Origin of the sequence: Frankia sp. ACN1ag, from assembly GCF_001414035.1 — a bacterium.
GTDB classification, from domain to species: Bacteria; Actinomycetota; Actinomycetes; order Frankiales; family Frankiaceae; genus Frankia; species Frankia torreyi.
Genome location: NZ_LJPA01000011.1, coordinates 40061 through 64254, shown reverse-complemented (window position 1 = coordinate 64254; position 24194 = coordinate 40061). Strand labels below are relative to the sequence as shown.

Genomic DNA, 24194 nt, shown 5'->3' with positions numbered 1-24194 from the left:
ACCGCCCCGCCCCTCCACGACCCCCGCCCCTCCACGACCCCTGTCCCACCGCTAGGAGCCGGTCCGTGCCCTATTCCCAGTCGATCGACCGCACCACCCCGGGTTGCGTGATCTTCCTGTTGGACCAGTCCGACTCGATGAACCTGCCGGTCGGCGGTCGCCCCAACGTGTCGCGGGCCGAGCTGCTGGCCGACATCGTCAACGACACCATCGCGATGATCATGCGGCGATGCCGGAAGGTCCACACCGAGCCGACACCGCGGGCCTACTACGACCTGGCCGTGCTCGGCTACTGCGGGCAGGAGGTGCGCTCGCTGCTGGGCGGTCCGCTGACCGGACAGTGGCTGGTGTCGATCCCGGAGCTGTTCTCCTCGGTGCTGCGGCACGAGGAACGGGACGGACGTTCCAAGCCCGTCTGGGTGGAACCCTTCGCGTCCGGTCACACACCGATGTGCCTGGCTCTCAACCAGGCCGGTCGGCTGGCCAGCGGCTGGGCCTCGGGGCACCAGCGGTCCCACCCGCCGATCATCATCAACATCACCGACGGGATGGCGACCGACGGGGACGGCGACGAGGTGCGCACCTGGGCCGACCGGCTGCGCTCGCTGCGCACCCGGGACGGGGACCTGCTGCTGTTCAACGTCAGCCTCTCCGACGGACTGTCAGCCTCGGTGCGTTTCCCGGCCAGCCCCGCGGAGCTGCCCGCGGGCGACGACTTCCTTCGCCTGCTGTTCGACACCTCCAGCGAGATCCCGCCGGAGATGCGCACACGGGCGGAGTCCACCACCAACGTCAGTCTTTCCGCCGGGTCCCGCGGTTTCGTGGCGAACGCGGCCCCCGACGACCTCGTGCTGGCACTGCGGGTCGGCACCAGCCTGACCGACGACCGGCGGTGACCACCAGCCGGCGGGACCCCGCGCGCCCGCAGGCGCCGCCTCGGTGCAGTGCGCGGATCCTGCGGCTGCCGAAGAACGAGATCGACCCGATCGAGGACGGCGCGGCCGCGAGCGAACGCCACGGCCGGTTCGCCGTCGCCGACGGCGCCTCGGCCGGACGCGACGTGCACCTGTGGGCGCAGGCGCTGGTCCGCGCCTACGTCCGCCAGCCGCCCCCGGCGCAGGCCAGCGATGCCGACCTGCGGGAATGGTTCCTCGCCGTGGCCAGGCAGCACGCGGCCACCCTTCCCCCGGCGGTCGGGCCCAGCTGGCTCGACGAGGGTCCCGGCGCGGTGACCAGCGCCTACGCCACGTTCCTCGGGCTGCAGCTCCTGTTCGACGATCAGGGCCGCGCACGCTGGAAGGCCATTGCCATCGGTGACTCCTGCCTGCTGCAGGTAACCGCCGCCGGTGTGCTCACGGCCTTCCCACTGGACGCCCCGGAACAGTTCTCCGACACCCCGCGACTGGTGCCGGGCCAGCCCGACCTGCTCGCGGCCAGCATGGACGCCGCCGTGGTGGAACGGGCCTCGGGCCCGGTGGCCGCGGGTGACACCCTGCTGCTCGCCACGGATGCCGTCGCCCGCTGGCTGCTTACTCTGGCCCTCCACGACCTCGCCGGGCTACATCGGATCATCCGCAGCCCGCGCGACGACCTGCGCGACCATCTCGCCGCGCAGCGCGCCAACGGCGCGGTGGACACCGACGACCTCACCCTCCTCACCGTCCGCCTGCGCACCAGTCCACGCAGCCGGTGAGGTGGTGGCACTTCGCGATCCGCATCTCCCGTGGCACCGAGTTGGTGCCAGGAACTGGCGCCAAAGCGGGACGAGAACCTGCAACGGGGACACGTTGCCCCTGCTGGTGCGCGAGTTCCGCCCGGCAGTGCCCACGATGTACGTTCTACCGCGCGTAGAATCTGGCCGGTGCGACGACAGGTGCAGACGGCTTCCGCGCGTCGCGGCGGCGCCCGACGGAGCAGGCTCGCCGCCGCGGTCGGCGTCGTCGCCGCGATCCTGCCCGCGCTGCTGCTGGCCCTGGCAGCACCCGCCGCGGCGCACTCCCGGCTCGTGGCCACCACACCGGCCGCGGACAGCGTGCTGCCCGCCGCGCCGAGTGAGATCATGTTGACCTTCAACGAGTCCGTCTCGTCCCGCTACACCCACGTCGCCGTGACCAGCGCCGACGGCACGAGCGTGACCGGCGGCGCCACCGTGGTCGAGGGCGCCGCCGTCCGCCAGCCGCTCACCGCGCTGGCCGGCGGGCGCTATACGGTCTCCTACCAGGCCGTCTCCGAGGACGGCCATCCCGTCGGGGGGACGTTCACGTTCACCGTCGCCGGGCGGGCGGGCCCGCAGGGCGGCGGCGCCGGTTCCGCGTCGCCGGCCGGAAGCGGCGCCGCGGCCCCCGGCCTCGGCGCGGCCACCGCGGCGCCCGCCACGACCGCGCCTGGCGCGGGGACCGCGGCGGTCCCCGGCGGATCCGCCTCGACCGCGCCCGCCACCGGCGCGCACGATGGGGACGGCGGGGGTGTCGGCGGGGCCATCTTCGTGGTGATCGCCGCCGTTGTCGTCATCATCGTCGGCGGCCTGCTCGTCTTCCTGATCCTGCGCCGTCGTCAACCCGGAGCGCGCTGACCATGGACATTTCCGCCTCGGCGGGCCCGCCCACCTCGACCGACGACCCCGTCGCCGCGGAGGTCCGCCCGCCGGGGGACGCCTTCCCGGCGCAGGCGCCGACGCCGGGGGCCACCCGGCCCGCGGGTGCCGTCGCCCGCGCGCTGCCCGTCGCGGTGCTGGCCGGCTGTGCCGTGCTGGCTCTCGTCGTCGGTTTCGGCCCGGGTCCGCTCCGGCTGCCCGGGCTGCCCTCGTCGGGTGAGGGCACCTACTGGGCGTTGCCGTTCGCCCGGCTGGTGGGCCGGATCGCCTCGGTCGCCACGCTCGGCTGGCTGCTTGCCGCCGCGGTCCTGCTTCCAGCCCGGCGCGTCCCCGTGCGCCGCGACCGCGAGCCGTCCAGCGCGGACGCGACGGCAACGCGGGCCGGCGACGCGGCGACGCGCACAGGGGCTGCGGCGACGGCTCGCGCGGGTGACGCCCTGCCGGAACGCGCGGCCGGGTCCCGCCAGCGGCCGTTGACGTCGACCGCGCGCCGCTGCGGGCGGTACGCGGCCGACGCCGCGGTGGTATGGCTGATCGCCACGCTGGCGGAGCTGGTGTTCACCCTGTCCGACGTCTCCGCGCAGCCGGCCGGGGACGTGTTCGACCTGCACGCGCTGCGCTCGTTCGTCGCCTCGACCGAGCAGGGCCGCGCCCTGCTCACCGTCGCCGCGCTCGCCGCCGTGGTGGCGATCGTGGGCCGCACGGTGACGACGACGACCGCGGCCGGCGTGCTGCTCGCCCTCGCCGCCATCGGGCTGCTGCCGCCCGTCCTCGCCGGGCACGCCGCCACGTCTGGTGACCACGCGATCGCGGTGGTGGCGCTCGCCGTGCACATCCTCGCCGCGTCGGCGTGGGTGGGTGGGCTGCTGGGACTGCTGTCCGCCGTGCGGCTGCCCGCCGGTTCCTTCGGGCCGGCGCTGCGGCGGCACAGCCGGTTCGCGGCCGGCGCGGCGGCCGTGACCGCGGTCAGCGGGATCGGCGGGGCCGCGCTGCGGCTCGGCGGATTCGCGCCGCTGTGGGAGACCCGCTACGGCCTGCTCGTCACGCTCAAGGCGGTGGGCCTGATCGCCGCGGTCGTGCTGGGCGGTCTGCTGCGCCGCCACGTCGTCGCCCGGCTCGCCACGGCCACCCCGCAGACCACGACGGCGGCCGGGACGGCGGCGGGGGCTGGGGCCACGGCAGAGGCCGGGACCACGGCAGGGACGGTCGGTCGGTTCATCCGCCTGGCGGGCGTGGAACTGACCGTGCTGACGGCGACGTTGGGGCTGGCCGTGGGGCTGTCCCGCACGGCGCCGCCGGTGGACGACGCCCTCGTCCCCGCCGACCCGACCCGGGCGCTGCTCGGCTACCCGATGCCGCCGCCGGTGACGGCCGTCCGGCTGGCCGCCGACTGGCGGATCGACTGGGTGTTCCTCAGCGCCTCGGTGATCGCCGCCGGGCTGTACCTCGCCGGGCTGCTGCGGCTGCGCGCCCGGGGCGTCCGTTGGCCGGTGGGGCGCACCATCGCCTGGCTGTCCGGTCTGGCCGTCGTCGTCTTCGCCACCTCCAGCGGGCTCGGGCGCTACGGGCCCGTCCTGCTCAGCGTGCACATGACCCAGCACATGCTGCTGAGCATGCTCGCCCCGATCCCCCTCGTCCTCGGCGCGCCGGTGACCCTGGCGCTGCGGGCGATGCACCCCGCCCGGGCCCCGCACCCCAGCGGGCCGCGGGAGTGGCTGGTGGCGCTGCTGCACTCCTGGCCGGTGCGGGTGCTGACCCATCCGGCGTGGGTGACGGCGAACTTCATCGGCAGCCTCTACGCGCTGTACCTGACGTCGCTGCTGACCACGCTGATGCACAACCATCTCGGCCATCTGTACATGAACGTGCACTTCCTCGCGGTCGGCGTGTTGTTCTTCGAGCTGCTCATCGGGGTCGACCCGTTGCCGCGGCGGCTGCCGCATCCGGGGCGGATCATCATGCTGCTCAGCGCCGTTCCGTTCCACACCTTCCTCGGAATAGCGATCATGAGTGAGTCGTCGCTGCTCGCGGCCGGCTGGTACGGCCGGCTGGTGCGGCCGTGGGGGGTGAGCGCGCTCAGCGACCAGCACACTGCCGGCGCCATCGTCTGGGCGTTCGGGGAGCTGCCGACGTTCGCCGTGCTCATCGTGCTGGTCATCCAGTGGTCGCGGATGGACGACCGGCGCACCCGGGCCCGTGAGCGCCGGATCGCCGCCGCCGGCGACGTCGACGCGGAACTCGACGCGTACAACGCCTACCTCGCCCGGCTCGCCGGCGGCCCGACCCGCCGCCGTACCGCGGCGACGATCGGCCCGGCGGTCACGGCCGCCGGGGGGCCGATCACCACCACGCCTCCCGCGCCCCGGGACGCCGCGGACGACGACGAGGGTGGCGGCGGGCGCGCTTCGGCCGGGGGCGGCGGCTGACGGCGCCCACGACGGCGTCTCGCCAGCCGGGCCGGCGACGATACCGCGCACCGCCGTCACGTTCGCATCGCGGCGGTCGACCACCGCCGGGTTCTCGCCGGGTTCTCGCCGGGTGCCCTGCCGGGCAGACATTCGCCGCCACCCGTCGCCCCGGCACCCGTTTTCCGCCGAAAGTGGTGCGTGCCGGCACGGGCGCGTAAGCGTGCACGGAATAGAACATCGCCGGTTCCCGCCGTATTGGCAGCCCATTTCCCGGCAAATCCCGGGCCGAGGCAGGTCACCGGCGGAATGTCGGCGGAGCCGATGGCCCGTCGCCTGGCTGTACGCCCGGACTTGCCACGACCCCCGGAAATGCCCTCGACAACGGGTCCGGACGTGGCGTCATCGCCATCGACACCACAGCAGAAGGCATTCCTCGTTACGATCTACCAGGCGGCCGGAAATCCGCCGCCGATCCGCAGGTGCCGTCGCGCGGCGGCCGCGACGGAGGAGCAGTCACGTGTCGCAACCGCCCCCTGAACCGGGCCCAGTCCGCCGCCGAACTGCACAGAAGCAGGCAATTGTCCCAGGCCAGAAAAAAGATCCGGCCCGGTGGCCGCGACGACTGCACGGCGGCACTCGAGGGGCAGATCGCGACCGGTTCGCCGGGTTCCTGCGGGCGCAGACCACCGGCGGGCTGCTCCTCGTCGGTGCGACGGTGGCCGCCCTGGTCTGGGCGAACGTCGCACCCGGCGCCTACCACGCGGTGTGGTCCACGCCGGCCGGTCTCGGCCCGGCCTGGCTGCACCTGGCCGACCTGCACGTCACCGACTGGGTCGCCGACGCCCTGCTCGCCGTCTTCTTCTTCACCGTCGGCCTGGAACTACGCCGCGAACTGACCGTCGGCGCCCTGGCCGACCGCGCCAGCGCGGCACTGCCCGTCGCCGCCGCGGCCGGCGGCATGCTCGCCCCCGCCCTGATCTGCCTGGCCCTCACCCACCACACCCCTGGCGCCGGACGCGCCTGGGCCATCCCCGTGGCCACCGACATCGCCTTCGCCCTCGGGGTGCTGTCCCTGGCCGGCGACCGGGCCCCGGCGGGGCTGCGCACCGTGCTGCTCGGCCTCGCCGTCGCCGACGACCTCGGCGGCATCCTGCTCATCGCCGTCGGCTTCAGCAACGGCATCAACCCCGGCTGGCTGGCCGCCGCCGCCGCCCTGCTCACCGCCACCGCCCTCGCCCACCGCCGGCGCTGGGGCTCACCACTGCTGCACGTCCCACTCGCCGTGGCCACCTGGGTCAGCGTGCACGCCGCCGGCCTCCACGCCACCGTCGCCGGCGTCGCCCTCGGCCTGCTGGTGCGGGCCCGACCCGACCCCGGCGAACCCGAGGCGCCGGCCATCCGGCTCGAACGGCACCTCAGCCCGCTCTGCGCGGCCGTGGTCCTCCCCGCGTTCGCACTGTCCTCCACGGGGGTGTCCCTCGCCCCCTCGGCCCTGCTGCACGTCGTCACCGACCCGATCAGCCGAGGGGTGGCCATCGGGCTCATCGCCGGCAAGCTCCTCGGCGTCCCCGCCGGGGCGTGGCTCGCCGTGCGCCTCCACCTCGCGCGGCTGCCCGACGGCGTCCGCTGGCGCCACCTCGTCCCCCTCGGCCTGCTCGCCGCCATCGGCTACACCGTCAGCCTGCTCCTCGCCCGCCTCGCCCTCCCCGACCCGGCCGCGGTCGAAGGAGCAGCCACCGCCATCCTCACCGCCTCCGCCGCGGCCAGCGCCCTCGCCCTCGCCGCCCTGCGCACCCCGCTCGCGACCGTCGGCGCCCCGGGCACCCGCGGGTCGAGCAGGCCGGCCAAGCAGGCCGGCGGCCTGGCCGGACCGATCCCGCAGACCCGACGGGAGTCGGACGGCGGCCCGGCCGGCGGGCAGGAGCCGCCCCCGGCGAGCCGGCTGCCGACACCGCTGCCGACGCAGCCGTCGACGCAGCCGTCAAAGCAGCCGCCGAAGCCCGCGACGGGGAAGGCTGTCACCGGGAGGTCCGCTGCCCGAGCCGCCCGTCCCCGGTTCTGACCGGCGCAGCGGCGCCCACGGGCCAGCGCGCCCCCTCCCGTCCCGCCCTCGCCTCGCGGCGCACGTGTCAGGCGCGAGCCCCCGGCGTCCCTCCCTCCGCGGTGACCTCACCCCGAGCCTCGGGTTGGGCGTCCGCGCCGAGCCCGGCGCTCGGCGCGGCGGGCTGGGCACCGGGCGCCGACGGCGCCGGCAGGGTCCGCACGTTGCTCTGCGTCGTCGACGGGCGTCGCGCCGCGGCCAGCTCATCCCTGGAGGCCGCGATCGACAGGTGCCGGCGGGTCAGCAGCCAGACGAGTTCGAGCAGGATCGCCGCGCCCGCGGCGATGCCCACCCCGATCCACGGGCCGGTCGTTCCCACCAGCGACAACTGGAAGAACTTCTGGCCGAACGGGATCACCAGGACCAGCACGAAGGCGACCGCCATGGTCAGGACCAGGGCGATGCGCCACCACGTGTAGGGGCGGGCGACGATCGCCAGCGCCCACAGCGCAATGAGGAAAAGCGTCAGGGNCGCCATCGACGTCTCGGCGTTCAGATCGTCGTAGATCGACCGCGCCACCAGGTAGGACGCCATGGTCGCCACCGCGGCGAGGATCCCGGCGGGCAGCGCGAAGCGCAGCACCCGGCCGACGAAGTCCGGGCGGGCCCGCTCGGCGTTCGGGGCGATCGCGAGGAAGAACGCCGGGATGCCGATCGTCAGCGAGCCGAGCAGCGTGAGATGCCGCGGCAGGAACGGGTAGGGCACGCGGGTGACGACGACCAGGATGGCGAGCAGCACCGAGTAGACGGTCTTCGTCAGGAACAGGTTCGCGACGCGTTCGATGTTGCCGATGACGCGGCGTCCCTCGGCGACGACGGACGGCAGCGTCGCGAAGCTGTTGTCGAGCAGGACGATCTGCGCGACGCCGCGGGCGGCCTGGCTGCCCGAACCCATCGCGACGCCGATGTCGGCGTCCTTGAGGGCGAGGACGTCGTTGACGCCGTCGCCGGTCATCGCGACCGTGTGCCCGCGTGACTGCAGCGCGGCGACCATCGCCCGCTTCTGCTGCGGGGTCACCCGCCCGAAGATCGAATGGGTTTCCAGGGCGTCGGCGAGGCCGACGGGATCGGTCGGCAGCGTTCTCGCGTCCACGGGCGAGTCGGCGCCGGGCAGGCCCAGGGAACGAGCGACCGCGCCGACGGACAGCGCGTTGTCCCCGGAGATCACCTTCGCCGCGACGTTCTGCTCGGCGAAGTAACGCAGCGTGTCCGGCGCGTCCGCCCGCAGCCGCTGGGCGATCACGACGAGCGCGACCGGCACGACGGCCGCCGGGACGCTCGCCGGGTCGGCCAACGCCTCGTCGAGCGGGGCGTTGAACCGGCCGAGCAGCAGCACCCGCAGCCCGCGCGCACCGTAGCCGTCAACCTCGGTGAGCACCGGGTGGCCGGCGGGCAGCAGCACGTCCGGCGCGCCGAGCAGCCAGGTGGCGACGGTGCCGGCCGGGTCGGCCAGGGTGGCACCGCTCCACTTGCGGGCCGAGGAGAACGGAGCGTCCGCGCGCACCGTCCATCCCACCGGCGCCGGGTAGGCGTCGATGATCGCCTGCATGCTGGGGTTCGGCCGGGTGTCGGCCGCGCCGAGCACGCCGAGCACCTGACGGGCCGCCTCCGTCGCGGGACCGCCGTCGGCATCGGTCGCCGCGGTCGCCGCGGTCGCGTCGACGATGCGCAGCTCGGCGACGTCCATCGCCGCCTCGGTCAGGGTGCCGGTCTTGTCGAGGCAGACGACGTCGACGCGGGCCAGCCCCTCGATCGCCGGCAGCTCCTGGACGAGGCACTGGCGGCGCCCCAGCCGCACCACCCCGACCGCGAAGGCGACCGAGGTGAGCAGAACGAGCCCCTCGGGCACCATCGGTACCAGGCCCGCGACCATCCGGCGGATCGCCTCGGGCAGGTCGTCATTGTTGACGAAGATCTGACTGATGATCAGCGCGACACCGGTCGGGATGATCATCCAGGTCACGACCCGCAGGATCGTGCTGACGCCGGCGCGCAGCTCGGAGTGCACCAGGGTGAACCGGCTGGCCTCCTCCGCGAGCTGCGCGGCGTAGGCCTCGCGGCCCACCCGGGTCGCCCGGAAGGCACCCCCGCCCGCGACCACGAAGCTGCCGGACATGACCTGGTCGCCGGGCAGCTTGTGCACCGGGTCGGCCTCGCCGGTCAGCAGCGACTCGTCGACCTCCAGGTGTTCGGCCTCGACGACGACGCCGTCGACGGGGATCCGGTCGCCCGGCCCGAGCTCGATGACGTCGTCGAGGACGATCTCGGACGCGGCGAGCGGCGCCACGACCCCGTCGCGGCGCACCAGCGGCCGGGACTCCCCGACCACCGCCAGGCGGTCCAGGGTGCGCTTGGCGCGCAGCTCCTGGAACAGCCCCACCAGGGTGTTCGCGACGATCACCCCGCCGAACAGGGCGTCCTGCAACGGCCCGACGACGAGCACGAACGCCAGCAGAACGCCGATGATCGCGTTGATCCGGGTGAACACGTTGGCGCGGACGATCTGCCCGAGGGTCCGGCTGGAGCGCAGCGGCACGTCGTTGACGTGGCCGTCGGCGATCCGCTCGGCGACCTCGGCGGCCGTCAACCCGGCGGCGGCGACGGATCCCACGGTCGGGGCGGCGGCGCCGGCCGGATCACCTGTCGCGGCGGCCTCGGCGGGGTCCGCCGGGTCACCGCCCGCCGCGACCTCGCCACCCGCCGCGACCTCGCCGGTCGCCGTGTCCGGGTCGTCGTGCCGTCCCGGAGACGGCCGCGCTCCCGCGACCCCTGGCCGATTCATGGCGTCCTCCACGCTCCGTCGCGGCCGCCACCAAGAGCTCGGCGGCGGCGTCGGGCATCGCCTGCTGGGCCCGGGTCCGGCAGGCGGTCGGCGCGCGCACCGCGGATCCATGCGCGTGCCCGGGGACGGCCACGTCCCGGCATGCCGCGTCCCCGCGGCGCAGTGTCTCCTCGGCGCCGTGTTTCCTCGGCGCCGTGTTCCCCGCCACCGCGCCGAGCAGGTACCCCGCACCCCCGCCCACCGCGCGTCGCGTTCCATACGCCGCATGGGCTGCGAGCCCACCGTAGTTGACGCGACCGCGGCAGGTCCGTCCGCGGGTCGTCAGTCGGTCGCGGCACCCGCGTCCGCGCTGATCGCGCCCCCGGCGAGCAACGCCAGCAACAGCAGCCCCAGCGCGACCCGGTACAGCACGAACGGCGCGAAACTGCGGGTCGAGATGTAGCGCAGGAACCAGGCGATGGCCGCGTAGCCGGTGGCGAACGCCACGATCGTGGCGACGATCGTCGGCCCCCAGGACACCTCTTCGCCGTCACCGCCGATCGACTTCAGCTCGAACACGCCGGAGGCGAGCACCGCGGGCATCGCGAGCAGGAACGAGTAGCGCGCGGCCGCCTCCCGGGTGTAGCCGAGCAGCAGCCCGCCGCTGATCGTCGCCCCCGACCGGGACACGCCCGGGATGAGAGCGGCCGACTGCGCCAGCCCGTAGAGCAGGCCGTCGCGCACCGACAGATCGGGGAGGGTCTTGCGCGGCCGCGGCAGCGAGTGCCGCCCGCGCGGGCGGCCCTTCAAGGCATACCAGTCCGCGCCGCCGAGGATGAGACCGAGCACGATCAGCGTCGTCGCGATCAGGCGAAGGTCCCGGAACGGGCCCTCGATGGCGTCCTGCAACGTGACGCCAAGCAGACCGATCGGGATCGTGCCGAGGATGACCAGCCAACCGATGCGGGCGTCGGTGTCCTTGCGCATCTCCCGGCGGGTCCACGACAGCGCCCAGGCCCGCACGATCCGCGCGATGTCCCGGCGGAAGTAGATCAGCACCGCGGTCTCGGTGCCGATCTGGGTGACCGCGGTGAACGCGGCGCCAGGATCGTCCCAGCCGGCCAGCGCGGCGGTGATCCGCAGGTGGGCGCTGGAGGAGACGGGAAGGAACTCGGTCAGCCCCTGGACCAGCCCGAGAACCGTGCCCTCGAAATAGTTCATGGGCGCCGGTCGGGGCCCGCGGGCCCGCTGCGCCCGGACTGCAGTCCGTGCCTGGGCTGCATGCCGGTCAGCGGGTCATTCGCGCGTCGGGTCCGGTCTGGTCGCGTCATCCGTCTGCACCCCTCCACGCGCCTCACGCTAGCGGAGCACGAAGCACGCCTTCAGGGCGGGGAGCACGGCCACCATCGGGCCCATGACCGCGGCGATGCGCCCGAATCGCCCGCATCGTGCCTGGTAGGGTGCGTTGCAACTCGCCGTCCGGTTTTCCGCCGTCGTGGCAGGTGTGGGCGGCGGTCGTTGACGCGTTCGCCGCGCGTCGGCGGCCCGGACGGTCGCCGCGTCGGCGTCCATGCCGTGGGCTGGACGTTGCCGGGGCTCGTCACCCCGCCGGATTCGCGCCCGCTGTGCGCTGTGGCCCGCGGACGCATCCATGAATCTTTCTCACGACGACGACGCCGTCCCCCAGAGGCGCCCCTCCCCCAGGCCGGCCGAGCCGCCCGTTCCGGCAGGCTCGTCGCCCGTTCGGACCATTCCTGCACCGCCAGTGCCGGCCGTGGCGCCCACTGCCCCCGACAGCCCGGCGACCCGCGGCGGTCAGCTCGCCACTGTGCGGAATGGTCGTGGACGCCGCCGGGGCGCGGCCGGCGACCGTCGCCATCCCGATCTCGGCCGGACTGGCCGCCGTCGGCGCGCTGCTCGCAGCGCGGTCCGACGCCGCGCGCTCCGCCGTCCCGGACCCGACCGGCTGACTCGGTCCCTCCGCCGCCGTCCGCGGGCGTTCACCGCGGACGGCTTCACCATCACGTCACACCGTCGAACGGGGAATCTCGCCTTCCGTTCACCTTGGGACCGCATGGTGTCATCGGAGCGCGGGGTCCGTCGACGCATGCCCTGATCCGCGTCGACCCGGGCGGCCAAGCCGCTCCGACGGACTCGGATCCGCGCGTGCGGCACGTCCACGGCAGCTACGGGAGGTCCGATGATGAACCATCTGCTCGCAGCAGTGATCATCGAGGTGGTCGGGACAGCCGTCATCCTCGTCCTGACCACCCTGGTCCGCCGCTGGCTCGGTGTGCCGGCCGGCCAGCAAGCCTGACCCGGCCCGGCCCGGTCGGGTCGAGTCCAGTCGGGTCGGGCCCGGTCGTAGGGAGGGCGGGCGCCGGGCGGGCGGCACACCCGCCGTCTCGGCCGGGCCAGCCAGCTCCGGCTGGTTAACGCGGGCCCGGCGGCATCTCGGAACCCTGACGCCTCGCCGCCTGCCAGGCCACGAAGGTGGCCGCGCCGGCGGCGCCCAGCGCGATGCACCAGCCGACCGGCCCGACCGGGCGGGACCCGAACAGCGCGCTGAGCACCGGTGTCTGTACCAGCACGGCGAGCACGACCACGCTGGCAATCGCCGTCGTGATGACCAGCGGATCCCGGCCCGCGAGGGTCAGAGTCTGGCCCAGTTGGGCCCCGACGAGCGCGAGCAGCGCGACGGTCGAGGCGCGCCGCCGGGTGCCGGTCACCCGGGCGAGCAGCCAGGCGGCGCTCGCTCCGCCCGCGGTCGCCCCGCCTCGGATCAGCAGGATGCGTCGCAGCGGGCCGGTGAGCCAGTCGGTCGCCGCCACGCCGCCGCGGCGGACACCCCCCTGTCGGGCGGGGCCGGTCCCGGGCAGCGCCCGCTCGACAGCTCCGCCCGACCGGGCGGACTCGGCGCCGCCGACGGCGGAGGGCCGCCCGCCCCGCGGTGCGCGCCCCCGGACGGCGAGCGCCATCGCCGGGGCCATGTCGGTCAGCAGGTTGACGAGCAGCAACTGGCGCGGATTCAACGGCGCCGTCCCCCCGAGCGCCGTGCCGAGGACGGTGAACGCGACCTCCCCCGCGTTGCCGCCGACCAGCACGGACACCGCATCGGTCACCGCCTGTGACATGCCTGCGCCCTCCTCGAGGGCGTCGACCAGGCGGGTGACATCGGCGTCGGTGAGCAGGAGGTCGGCGGCGCCGGTGGCCGCCGCCGACCCGTGGCTGCGGACGGCGACGCCGACGTCGGCGGCGCGAATGGCGGCGGCGTCGTTCGTGCCATCCCCGGTCATGGCCACGACGTGGCCGCGCCGGCGCAACGCGAGGACGAGGCGCACCTTCTGCTCGGGGGAGATGCGCGCGAACACCGTCGCCTCCTCGACCCGACGCGCGTACTCCTCGTCGCCCAGCGCCGCGAGCTCCGCGCCGGTGACGATGTGATCGGCCCCCGGGACGCCGAGCTCGGCGGCGATCGCGCCCGCGGTCACCGGGTGGTCTCCGGTCACGACGAGCACCCGGATCCCGGCCTCGACCAGCCGGCGCACGGCTGGGGCCGCCGACGGTCGGGGCGTGTCGGCCAGGCCGAGGAAGCCGACGAGTTCCAGACCGCGGAGCTGCTCCGCGCCCACCGGGCTCCCCCCGCCCGAGCGCGGGTGCGTGCCCGGGGGCCACGACCTGTCGGGTGGCGTCGGTTCCGGCGACGTCTCGTCGGGCAGTGTCCGCTCGGACGAGGTCCGCTCGGACGAGGTCCGCTCGGACGATGGGTGGTCCGCCCGGGCGACGGCGAGGACTCGGAGCCCGCGTCGGGCCAGGTCCTCGGCGACCGATGCCGCCGCGCGCCGCCGGACGGACCCCAGCCCGCAGCGGTCGAGCACCACCTCCGGGGCGCCCTTGACGGCGAGCGCCTCCGTCCCGTCCGGGCCACGCAGCAGCGTGGCCGCGTATCCACGCGCGGTCTCGAACGGCGTCTCCGCCAGGCGTTCCCCCAGCGGAGCAAGCCCATGGGCGGCGTCGAGCACCGCCCGGTCGGTGGCGTGCGGCACCGGTCCACCCGGCGCGGGACTGGCCGCGGCCGCGAGCCGGTGAACCGCCGCTGCGGCCGGGTCCGTTGCGGCGACCCGCCGCCACCGGGTGCCGGGCCCACCCGCGGCACCGCCCGACCTTCCTCGCGCCACAGCCGCGCGGACCACGACGTCACGCAGCACCAGCCGCCCCTCGGTGAGGGTGCCGGTCTTGTCGAAGCACACGGTGTCGACGCGGCCGAGGGCCTCGACGGTGCGGGAGGAGCGGACGAGCACTCCGAGCCGGGCCAGGCGGCGCGCCGACGCCATCTGCGCGACGGTGGCGACCAGCGGAAGCCCCTCGGGGACCGCGGCCACCGCCACGGCCACCCCGGCGTTGACGGCGGACCGCAACGATGTGCCGCGCAGCCAGGACAGGCCGGCCACGGCGACCCCGCTGATCGCGGTGAGCGGCATCGCCAGCCGGGTCAGGTCGGCGAGCCGGGCCTGCACACCCTGCGGCCGGTCGTGGCCGACCGCGGCCTGCCCCGCCCGACCGGCCTCGGTCGCAGCGCCGACGGCGACCACCACCGCCCGACCGGACCCCGCAAGCACAGTCGTCCCCTCATAGAGCATGTTGCGCCGCTCGGCGAGCACGGCTCCCGGCGTCGGGGCGATGTCCTTCACCACGGGCACCGACTCCCCCGTCAGGGAGGACTCGTCGACCTCCAGGGACTCGGCGTGGACCAGCCGGGCGTCCGCGGGCACCACGTCGGCGGCACGTACCTCGACGAGGTCGCCCATGCGCAGGTCACCCGCGTCGACGACCAGGGTCCCCGCCGTCGTCACCAACCGGGCCAGCGGGGTGTGTCGGGCCACCAGCCGGCGCATCACTGCCTCGGCCCTGGCCCGCTGCGCCCCGCTGACCACCGCGTTGGCCACCGACACGCCCGCCACGAGTGCCGCGTCGACCGTCGACCCGAGCACCGCGCTCGCGGCGGCCCCGACGAACAGCACCGGGATGAGCGGATCGCGCAGGTCCGAGAGCACGGCGCCGGGGAGCCCANGGATGCTGGACACCATCGAGCCCAGGGCCCCTCCGGGGGTCGGGGAGTCGATGTTCCTCGCGGCCGGCTGGCCCGCCGACGATGGACCGGCGGACGGCGCCTCCACGGGCATGGTCCCCTCGGGCGGGACCGGCCGTGCGGAGTCCGGTTCGGCGGTGCGGGAGACGGCCAGACCCGCCGGGTCCCGCGCAGCGGCAGCCAGGCGGCGTCGCACGGTGTCCGCCGACAGGGCATGCCAGTCGGTGCGCCATGCGGGCGCCGGAGGGCTTCGCCGGTCGGCGCGGCTCGCGCTGAGCGCGCCGAGGGCCATCGCGGCGAGCGCGGCGGCGTTGACCGGCCCGCCGCGCAGGAGCGCCGCGGGCCGGATCAGCGCCGCCCGGCCGTGGCCCGCATCGGCGTCCCCGCGACCCAGCCCGGCGATGGTGGTGAGGACGGCCAGGGCCGACGCGGAGTGAGCGAGGGTCGCCGACCGACTGCTGACCGCCGCGGCGACCGGCGGAAGCTGCAGGATCCGCCAGGCATCGGCCAGCCCGTCCGCGCAGATCAGATCCGCGGACCAGGGCGGCCGGGCACCGGGAGCGTCCACCCCGATGGCGACGTCCGCGCGGAACATCGCGTCAGCGTCGTCGGCGACCGCCAGCGCCTCCGGTCGCGCGCCCCCGGCCACGGCGGCGACCACCCGACCGGCCGCCTGCAAACGCCAGACCTCGGTGTCCGCGGCCGTGCCCGCGGGCAGCACGGTGTCGACGAGTGCGGCGAGCTCGGCCGTGCTGGCGTGGGCGGTGAGCACGACGGTGCCGCAGGACCGGGCCGCGCGCAGGAGCGCCTCGGCAAGACCGTCGAGTTCGGTGCCGACGACGGCACGCGTCCGGTGGCGGCCGGCGCGCAGCTCGACGGGTAGCCCGGATGGGTGCAGCGCCGACCGCGGTCCGTGAGCGTGCATCGCCACCACCCGGGCGGCCCCCTCCCGCGCTATGACGTCGCCCGGGTGGAACACCCGCCGCGGGTCCACCTCGTCGAGCAGCCGGTCCGCCCGCGACCAGGTGGCCGCATCGGCGGCGGACAGCACCCGCATCCGCTGCCCCAGCAGGACCGGTGCGCAGACGACGACAGCGTCGATCCGATCGAGCCGGCGCAGGCTGGCGGCATCGAGGGTCAGCACGTCCCGAGCGGACAGCCGCCGCGCCGCCGTGGCCGCGAAGACCTCCCGGCCCAGTCGGGCCGCTCGCGGTACGGTCGCCAGCACCAGCTCGCCGCCCATGTGCGGAGAGCCGGTCGCGAGCAGGCCGGCCGCGCCGACGGCGAGCCCGACAGCGGCCATCCGCTCGGCGCTACGCTCGATCGGGCCGGCGGGAAGCGGGCGGGGCCTGCGCTCCCGCGCGCGGGCGCCGAGCTCGCCGGGTAGTCGGGACAGGCCAGGCAGACCGCCGGGCGGCTGCCCCGATGCCATCGGCTCCGCGGCACTCGGCGGCTCCACGGCACTCGGTCGGTCCACCGGCGGCAGGGCGTCCGGGAGGGCTGGCCGGTCGGGGACCGCACGGAACGGCTCGGACGGAACCGCGGGCGAGGCGAGTACCTGGTCCGCCTGGGCGGTGCGGCGCAGCAGGTCGGGCTGCCGGCGGATGAACACCGCCCGTTCGGCGAGCAGCTCGCCGACGGCCGCCGCCCGGTGGGCAACGCTGACGACGAGGATGTCCGGGCTCTGGGTCACCGCACCCGCGCCCGCGCCGAGCAGGCCGATCATCAGATCGGCGCCATGCTGGCCAAGGCGGCGTTCGGCCGCCCGCCGGACCCACGGTTGATGATCCACGAGCGCCACCACGGCTCCCGCGGCGCGGGGCACGGCGGGCACCCGACAGACTCGGGCGGCCACGGCGACGCCGAGCGCCGCGGTGTCCACGCCGAGTCCGATCATCGCGGCCGCCACTGGCCCCGGATCCCCCGGATGCGCGGCCCGCCCGGGGGGCATCATCCGCCCGTCACCGTCCCAGTCACCGGCCCCCACGGCGGCCGCCGTGGCACCTCGCTCGGCGCCGGCACCCGACTCTTCCGCGCCATCCCGATCGCCCTCGGCGCCATCCCGCTCGCCCTTGATGCCGGTCCNCTCGCCCTCGGCGTCGGCCCGCGCGCGCCCCCCGTCCGGGTCCGGCTCGCCGAGGGCACCCTGGCGCAGGCCTGCCTCCGCCGCGGCGACGGCCTCGACCAGCTCCGCCACGTCCACCCGATCGGAGTCGAAGCTGACCAGGACCCGCCCCAGGGCCTCGTCGACCTCGGCCCAGTCGACGCCGTCCAATCGATGCAGCGCGGCGACGACGGCGCGGTGCAGTCGGCGCCGGTGGACGTAGGCGACCGCCGGATCCGGCTGCGTGCCCTCGGACCACGGCGGATGAACCTCGATGTGCGCGTCGCCGTCCCGCGTCCATACTCGCCGCGGTCGCCGCTCCGGCCGGGTCAGCTCGGCGCTCAGCATCCGGACGAGCACCGCCGCCGCGGACCTGGCCGCGGCCGGGCCGGGCAGTCTCACGCGCGGGGGGTTATCCCCGAAAGCGAGGCCGAGCGGCGCCGCCGCCGAGACCGTTGTGACCAGGTCGCTCAGAACCAGGTCGCTCAGAACCAGTCCGCGAAGAACCCGGCACCGTTGAACCACGCCCCCCGGAACCACGCTCGTGGCGGCCATTCCCGCTGTGGCCGTTGCGGTCGGACAGCCCGCCGAGCCCGTGTTCGGCATGCCGGAACCGACGCCACAGCCCACGCGGGCCAAGGCCGATGGGCAGCTCCGCGCTGATCTCGACCTCGGCCTCCCGCTCCCGCGCAGGAGCAGCCTGCGGTCCCACCGCATGCCCGGCCACGTAGGTGCCGGCCGCGATGGCCAACGCCACCGGCCACTCGATCAGCTCGACCACGGCCAGAGTGCCCAGGCCCAGGTAGTAGGCGGTGCGACCCGGGGTGGGCAGGCTCAACGGCCCCAACCGGACCTGGCCGCCCGGCGCGGGTGGCGGGGAGACCTCGAAGTGGGCGGTGACAAAGGGCAGTCGCAGAGTCGCCGTGCGCAGCTCGGTTGGAGTGTCCCCGCGACGACGGATCTGCGCCACACCCCCCGCAGGGGTGGAGCTCACCCGAACGGCGGAGGAGGCCGTGACCCGGCTGCCCCCGGCCTTCCGGACGGTGCCGCGTCCGCTCACGGCCCGGCCCGACGTCGTCGCAGTGACCCGGCCCGACGCCGGCCTGGTCGCGGAGACCCGCGATGTCCCGGGACGCGTCGCCGCGGCGGCCCGACTGCTTGCAGCCCGGCTCGTGGTGCTCCGGCCGGCCGCCGCCGACCGGCCGGCGGTGGCCTCGCCCGACGCCGACCTGTCCGTGCCTCGGGGGGCGGCGGCCGAGGCCGCGGTGCCGCGCCCGGATGCCGCCCGGGTCGGCGTCGATCGGCTGGCGGGGCCCGTTCGGGCGGCTCCCGCCCGCGCGGTGGTCGACGGGGTGCCCGCGGCCCGTCCCGCAGTCCCGGTGGTCGTCCCGACGGAGGCCGATCCTGTCGGCGCCGCCGAGGCGGCGGACCGGCGGCCCGAAGCTGCCCGAGTCGTGCTCGCCCGGGTGGAGCTGGCGCGCGCGGAGGCGGACTTCGCGCTCGCCGGCCCCGACTCTCCTACCTTCCCGGTGCTGGACTTGGCTGCGGTGGACTTGGCGGTGCTGGACTTGGCCGCGGTGGACTTGGCCGCGGTGGATTCTTCGGTGGCGGTCCTGCCGGTGCCGGTCTTCGCGGTGCCGGTCTTCGCGGTAGACGTCCTGGACGCACCAGAGCCGGACGTGGCGGGCCCGGGCGTGGCGGAGCCGGCGCCGGTGGTGCCTGCGCTGGTGGTGCCGGGGGACGTGCCGGTCGAACCGGCCTGCGATGCCGATGCCCCCGCGGACGCCGGGCCCGGCTGCGAGCCGCCGTCGCCCGACGACGAGGCGCCGCCGGCAGGCGGCTCCGAGGGAGACAGGGAGGTCGCCGAGGTCCCGGCGATGGTGCTCTCGCGCGTACCAGCGCTGCTCGGCCCGGCGCCGTTCCTGGAGCTCGTGCTTGCCATGAAGCGCTTCCTCCCCGTCAAGCAGCCGGCCGCCAACTCCGAAGAGTCATCGGACTGCGTCGATGGGTGCACAGCCTCGCAGCTTCCGCGCCGAAGCGCTACCGCTCACCGCAATGATGCGACTACTTTTTGTCGCGACGCGCGCGGGCGGATCGCCGCCGGGTGGTGCGGCCGCCCAGCCCTCAGAAGGCCGCGAAACCGGTCGCAAGCAGCCCGAGCGCCTCGTCGAGGATCGCCACCAGGTCCGTGCCCTCCTCCCGCAGCCACTGCTCGTACGCGGTGACCGCGACCCCCAGGTGCGCGGCTGCGACCGCCTGCGGCGTCAGGGCATCCGCCGGTTGGCCGACCCGGCGGGCGACGAACTCGGCGATGACGCCGCGCCAGCTCGCATAGCGCAACGTCGAGTGCGCCTGCAGGGCCGGGGTGCGCAGGATGAGCGTCATCCGTCGGCGCAGCCAGGCGCCCTCCGCAGGCGGATAGGTGTTGAAGTCGAGAATCGCCCGGCGCAGCACGGCAACCGTCGGTTCGCCCGCCGCGGCGGATGCCAGCGACGCGCGCATGACCTCGAGCTGGCCGTCGAAGTCGCCCCAGGGGACGTCGTTCTTCGAGGCGAAGTAGCGGAAGAAGGTGCGCCGCCCGATCCCGGCCGCGCGGGCGATGTCGTCGACGGTGGTCTCCTCGAACCCACGCTCGGCGAAGATCTGCAGGGCGAGGTGCTCGAGCTCCGCCGCACTGGTGGCGGGCCGGCGGCCGGTGCGTCGACCATCGGCGCCCATGGTCACAACGGGGGGCATCACTTGCCCCTCACCCCACTTCACTTTCGGCACCGAGTGCCATTAGTGTCCGAGGTGGCGGGCGACGCCCGGTCGGCCCGCGTCGCCGGCACGCCGGACCTGCTGCCCCCGGGCCGCACCCCACCTACTACCCACCATCACCGTAGAGGAGATCGATGCGGCCCGGGGAACCGGCGGGTGCACCGCCCGTCCGCGCGATGGTCCCACCCACCGGGCTGAGTCAGCCGATCGTCCTGCGCGGCGGGCGGCGGGCGCCTTCCCGAGTCCTGTTCGGACCGCACGAGACCAACCTGGGCCGGGGACGGGCGCTGTCCGAACGCCATGTCGCCTACTACGGGCGGCGGGCGGCGGGCGGCGCCGGCGTGATCGTCACCGAGACCGCCTCGGTCACCCCCGACGACTGGCCCTACGAACGGGCTCCGCTTGCTGCCGACTGCGGGTCCGGGTGGGCGGCTGTGGCCCAGGCGATCCGCCCGCACGGGACTGTGCTGCTCGCCGGCCTGGGCCATGCCGGCGGGCAGGGGTCGAGCGCATGGTCGCAACAGCCATTGTGGGCCCCCTCCCCGGTGGCCGATGTGGTGAGCCGGGAGGTACCCGCCGAACTGGACCAGAGCGCGATCGCGGGCATCGTCGCGGGCTTCGCCGCCGGGGCCGACCGGGCGGTGGCGGCCGGGCTCGACGGAGTGGAGATCGACGCCGGGGTGTTCTCCCTGCTGCGGCAGTTCCACTCGGGGTTGACGAACCGGCGTGCCGACGACTACGGCCGGGACCGGCTCCGCCTGACCCGGGAGGTCCTCACGGCGGTCCGCGCGGCCATCGGCGACGCGCGGATCCTCGGCCTCCGGCTGTGCTGCGACGAGCTGGCGCCCTGGGCGGGCATCACCCCGGACCTGGCGGCCGGCCACGTCGGCGCGCTCGCAGGCCTCGTCGACCTGCTCGTCGTCGTCCGTGGCGGCCCGTTCGCGACGGGCGCGTACNGGCCCGATGCGGCCACCCCACCCGCCTTCAACACCGATCTCGCCCGCCGGATGCGCCGCGCCGCCGCCGGCCGGGTGCCCATCGTCCTGCAGGGCAGCATGGTGGACGCCGCCGACGCCCAGCAGGCCCTCGACACCGCGGCCGCCGACGTCGTGGAGATGACGCGCGCCCTCATCGCGGAGCCGGACCTGGTGGTTCTGGTCCGCGCGGGCCAGGGCCACCGCGTGCGTCCCTGCGTGCTGTGCAACCAGGCCTGCCAGGTCCGGGATGTCCGCAACCCGGTGGTGAGCTGCATCGGCGAGCCCGCCAGCGGCCACGAGACCGTCGAACCCCGGCCCGGCGGACGCGCCGCAGCGCCGGTGGACGTCCTCGTCGTCGGCGGCGGCCCGGCCGGACTGGAGGCCGCGCGCGTGCTGGCCACCCGCGGGCACCAGGTCCGACTCGCCGAGCGCGGCGCCCGGCTCGGCGGGACGCTGCGGATCGCCGCCCGTGGGCCCGGGCGCGACCGGCTCGCCGGGCTGGCCGACTGGTGGGCGGCCGAGTGCCGCCGGCTCGGGGTTCGGATCTGCCTGAACACCGACATCGGCATCGAGGAGATCGACCGGCACCGGGCGACCGGCGGCGCCGTGCTGCTCGCCACCGGCTCGGTCCCGGCGCCGCCCGCCGCGCGGACCGACCTGCCCGCCCCCAACGCCGAAGCGATGATCAAGGTCCTCGACGTGGTCCACGTCCTGACGGCGGGGCCGGCGGTCCTGCCTGCGGGGCCGGTGGTCGTGCATGACCCGCTCGGGGGACCCGTGGGGGTGGCGACCGCGCAATGGCTGGCCGAGCTCGGCCGGCCGGTCACGATCGTGACGCCCGACCCGGTGGTGGGCGCCCGTCTCGCCGCCGGCGATCTCGCGCCCGCGAACGTGCGGCTGGCCCGCGCCGGGGTCCGGCGGCAGGCGCGGTCCCGAGTGTGCGAGATCGGTCCGGGCGGTCTGGTGCTGGAGGACGTGTGGACGGCCGAGCGGCAGATCCTCGGCTGCGCCGCCGTCATCGACTGCGGTCCCCGGCTGCCGCGGGACACCCTGCACACCCACCGCCCGGACCTGCCCCGAGCGGGGGACACGATCGCGCCACGGACCATCCTGGCGGCCGTCCTCGAAGGCCGTCGGCGAGCGCTGGAGATCGGCGCCGGCCGGCCCGGCTCCCCCCGGGTGGACCATGGCATCCCCCGCCCCGACCATGATCGGCCCGCCCGGGCGGATGACGCCCCGGGCGGCCCGCAGAGGTCGCCGAGGCCGCCGAGGCCGCCGAGGTACGGGCCCGCCGGGCCTGGCGGCGCGGGGACAGGGGAAGATCCAGGACTGTTTACCCCACAGCAAATCGGGCCATTGACGCTGCGCAACCGGATCGTGTTCTGCGCACACCTGACGAACTACGCCGACGAGGGTCTGCCGAACGCACGCCACGCCGCCTACTACGCGGCCCGGGCAGCCGGCGGAACCGGGATGGTCATCACCGAGGAGCTCACCACCCATCCGGGCGACCGCCCCTACGAGAAGATGATCCGCGGTTTCGACCCGGCGGTAATCCCCGGTCTACGGCGGATCGCCGACGCGGTCCACGCGCACGGGGTACCGGTTCTCGCCCAGCTCAACCACAACGGCGGGCAGTCCGCCTCGACCTACACCCGGCTGCCCGTCTGGGCGCCAAGCGCGGTGGCGGACCCGATGTTCCGCGAGGTGCCCAAGGCACTGGCAGAGTCCGAGATCGCCGACGTGGTCGCCGGTTTCGCCCGCACGGCCGCACACGCCGTGGCAGGCGGGTTCGACGGCGTCGAGGTGCAGGGTTCGCACAGCTCCCTCATCCGTGGGTTCCTGGCCCCGGCGACGAACCGGCGCACCGACCGCTACGGCGGCCCGCTCGCGAACAGGGCTCGGCTGCTGCTGGAGATCATCGAGGCGGCACGGGCCGCGATCGGCCCCGGCCGGGTCCTCGGCGTACGGCTGTGCGGAGACGACGGGATCGAGGGGGGCATCACCCTCGACGAGGCGGTCGCCGTCGCGGCGCTGGTCGAGGCCACCGGTGCGGTCGACTACCTCAACACGGCCATCGGTGTGGCCACCTCGACGCTGCCGCTGATCATACCGAGCATGCAGGTCCGCCCGGGCTACGCGGCGCACATCGCCGCGGCGATCCGGGCGGCGGTCGACCTGCCGGTCGTCGCCGTCGGCCGGTTCACCGACCCGGCGCAGGCCGAGCAGGTCCTGGCCGCCGGTCAGGCAGATCTCGTCGGGGTGGTCCGCGGCCAGATCGCCGACCCCGCCTTCGCCGCGACGGCCCGGGCAGGGGGGCACGGCCGGGGCGGAGGCGAGCAGGGCGCAGGCGACGAAGCCGGCCAGGGCGAGCGGCGCGAGGGCGGCACCTGTGTGGCCTGCAACCAGGAGTGCGTGGGCCGGACGGGCCGCAATCGCTGGCTGGGCTGCCTGGTCAACCCGCGGGCGGGCCGGGAGGCGGTGCCGCTGGCACCGCCTCGCCGGCGCGGACGGCGGGTGTTCATCGTGGGGGGCGGCCCTGGTGGCCTGCGGGCCGCTGTCACCGCGGCCGGACGCGGGCACCGCGTCACCATGGTCGAGCGTGGCGACCAGCTCGGGGGCCAGGTGCGCCTCGCCGCGCGGTTGCCGGGCCGGGGCGGGCTACGCGCACTGGTCGACGACCTCGCCGCCCGCCTCGACGGGCTCGGCGTCGAGGTGCTGCTGGACACCGTCGCCGACACCGATCTGCTGCACACTGCCGGCCCCGACGCCGTCGTCCTCGCCACCGGATCCCGGCCGGCCCGGCCCGACTGGGCGGGCGACGATCCACGGATCGTCGGCGTGCGGGAGGTGCTGACCGGCGCGGCCCGCCCGCGCGGGCGGGTGCTCGTGGTGGACAGCACGGGGTTCCACCAGGCCCCATCGGTGGCGGAGCTGCTCGCCGCCCGCGGCGCCGACGTGACGGTGATCAGCGACGCGATGGTCGTCGGCCAGGATCTCGGCCTCACTCTGGATCTGGAGCGGTGGAACCGGCGAGCGGCCGCCCTCGGCGTCCGACAGGCCGGCGACCTCGTCGTGACGGCCGTCGGCGACGCCGACCCGGATCCGCACAGATCCGCTCCGCCCGATTCGCCGGGTACGTCCGGCCGCTCCGGGCGTGCAGACGGGCTGACGGTGAGCGTCACACACCATCCCACCGGGGCAGTGCGGCGCCACGCGGTGGACTGGGTGGTCCATACCGAACCCTCCCGAGCGGAGGACGCTCTGTGGTCCAAGCTGCGGGTGGATGCCCCGTTCGAGCTACATCGGGTCGGTGACTGCCTGGCCCCACGGCGCGCGCACGCTGCCATCCTCGAGGGTGACCGGGTGGCTCTCCTACTCTGAGTTAGCCCAAGGCGACCAGG

The 24194-nt window shown here is 75.3% G+C and carries 13 protein-coding genes and 3 pseudogenes; 9 read left to right on the top strand and 7 right to left on the bottom strand.

Annotation, left to right across the window (positions count from 1 at the left end):
* Positions 1–65: 65 nt before the first annotated feature.
* From UK82_RS11825 to nhaA, 5 genes and pseudogenes are all read left to right on the top strand, one after another.
* Positions 66–896, top strand: a complete 831-nt coding sequence (locus UK82_RS11825; protein WP_044884054.1) for a vWA domain-containing protein — start codon at positions 66–68, stop codon at positions 894–896.
* Positions 893–1693 carry a hypothetical protein gene (locus UK82_RS11820; protein WP_052680982.1) on the top strand — a complete coding sequence of 267 codons (801 nt, stop codon included), beginning with the start codon at positions 893–895 and terminating at the stop codon, positions 1691–1693. Before UK82_RS11825 ends, UK82_RS11820 begins: the two co-directional genes overlap by 4 nt.
* A gap of 168 nt (positions 1694–1861) precedes the next feature.
* A complete protein-coding gene (locus UK82_RS11815; protein ID WP_236705825.1) occupies positions 1862–2572 on the top strand; it encodes a copper resistance CopC family protein in 711 nt (236 codons plus the stop codon).
* A gap of 2 nt (positions 2573–2574) precedes the next feature.
* Positions 2575–5019, top strand: coding sequence for a cytochrome c oxidase assembly protein (locus UK82_RS11810; protein WP_063897472.1), 2445 nt, complete (start codon positions 2575–2577; stop codon positions 5017–5019).
* A 559-nt stretch (positions 5020–5578) separates the two neighbouring features.
* A pseudogene (nhaA, locus tag UK82_RS11805) lies at positions 5579–6790 on the top strand (Na+/H+ antiporter NhaA); the annotation flags it as partial.
* Positions 6791–7130: 340 nt separating this feature from the next.
* Here the strand turns inward: nhaA and UK82_RS37390 are convergent.
* The 3 genes and pseudogenes from UK82_RS37390 to UK82_RS11795 form a co-directional block, all read right to left on the bottom strand.
* Positions 7131–7573: pseudogene (locus tag UK82_RS37390) on the bottom strand (cation-translocating P-type ATPase); the annotation flags it as partial.
* A 1-nt stretch (position 7574) separates the two neighbouring features.
* On the bottom strand, positions 7575–9884 hold a 2310-nt coding region (locus UK82_RS11800), incomplete at its 3' end, for an HAD-IC family P-type ATPase (protein WP_236705823.1).
* A gap of 321 nt (positions 9885–10205) precedes the next feature.
* Positions 10206–11084 (bottom strand): undecaprenyl-diphosphate phosphatase, encoded by an 879-nt coding sequence (locus tag UK82_RS11795; RefSeq protein ID WP_055407105.1) that lies wholly within the window; start codon positions 11082–11084, stop codon positions 10206–10208.
* Positions 11085–11704: 620 nt separating this feature from the next.
* Here UK82_RS11795 and UK82_RS41475 point away from each other — a divergent pair.
* Positions 11705–11833, top strand: a complete 129-nt coding sequence (locus tag UK82_RS41475; RefSeq protein ID WP_255354284.1) for a hypothetical protein — start codon at positions 11705–11707, stop codon at positions 11831–11833.
* Positions 11834–12295: 462 nt separating this feature from the next.
* Here UK82_RS41475 and UK82_RS37385 read toward each other — a convergent pair whose 3' ends face one another.
* The 3 genes from UK82_RS37385 to UK82_RS31295 all read right to left on the bottom strand — a co-directional run bounded on the left by UK82_RS37385 (position 12296) and on the right by UK82_RS31295 (position 18050).
* Positions 12296–14809: a cation-translocating P-type ATPase gene (locus UK82_RS37385; RefSeq protein ID WP_255354286.1), complete on the bottom strand. Its 2514-nt coding sequence runs from the start codon at positions 14807–14809 to the stop codon at positions 12296–12298.
* 2229 nt (positions 14810–17038) lie between these two features.
* The coding region (locus tag UK82_RS37380) for a heavy-metal-associated domain-containing protein (protein ID WP_236705822.1) at positions 17039–17458 on the bottom strand (420 nt) is incomplete at its 3' end.
* A 10-nt stretch (positions 17459–17468) separates the two neighbouring features.
* Complete coding sequence (locus UK82_RS31295; RefSeq protein WP_236705821.1) at positions 17469–18050, bottom strand: hypothetical protein; 582 nt, start codon at positions 18048–18050, stop codon at positions 17469–17471.
* Positions 18051–18069: 19 nt separating this feature from the next.
* Between UK82_RS31295 and UK82_RS11785 the strand changes: the two genes are divergently transcribed.
* Positions 18070–19281: a hypothetical protein gene (locus tag UK82_RS11785; RefSeq protein WP_152989861.1), complete on the top strand. Its 1212-nt coding sequence runs from the start codon at positions 18070–18072 to the stop codon at positions 19279–19281.
* Here UK82_RS11785 and mftR read toward each other — a convergent pair.
* Complete coding sequence (gene mftR, locus UK82_RS11780; RefSeq protein ID WP_236705820.1) at positions 19181–19792, bottom strand: mycofactocin system transcriptional regulator; 612 nt, start codon at positions 19790–19792, stop codon at positions 19181–19183. The genes UK82_RS11785 and mftR overlap by 101 nt on opposite strands.
* A 197-nt stretch (positions 19793–19989) precedes the next feature.
* Here mftR and UK82_RS37375 point away from each other — a divergent pair.
* Positions 19990–20769 (top strand): annotated as a pseudogene (locus UK82_RS37375) (mycofactocin system FadH/OYE family oxidoreductase); the annotation flags it as partial.
* Between the two features lies 1 nt (position 20770).
* On the top strand, positions 20771–24174 hold a 3404-nt coding region (locus UK82_RS31290), incomplete at its 5' end, for a mycofactocin system FadH/OYE family oxidoreductase 2 (protein ID WP_236705819.1).
* Positions 24175–24194: the final 20 nt, after the last annotated feature.

Excerpts from the sequence above, each read along its gene's own strand:
- UK82_RS11810 (WP_063897472.1), top strand. The coding sequence starts at position 2,575 with ATGGACATTTCCGCCTCGGCGGGCCCGCCCACCTCGACCGACGACCCC.
- UK82_RS11795 (WP_055407105.1), bottom strand. The coding sequence starts at position 11,084 with ATGAACTATTTCGAGGGCACGGTTCTCGGGCTGGTCCAGGGGCTGACC.
- mftR (WP_236705820.1), bottom strand. The coding sequence starts at position 19,792 with ATGCCCCCCGTTGTGACCATGGGCGCCGATGGTCGACGCACCGGCCGC.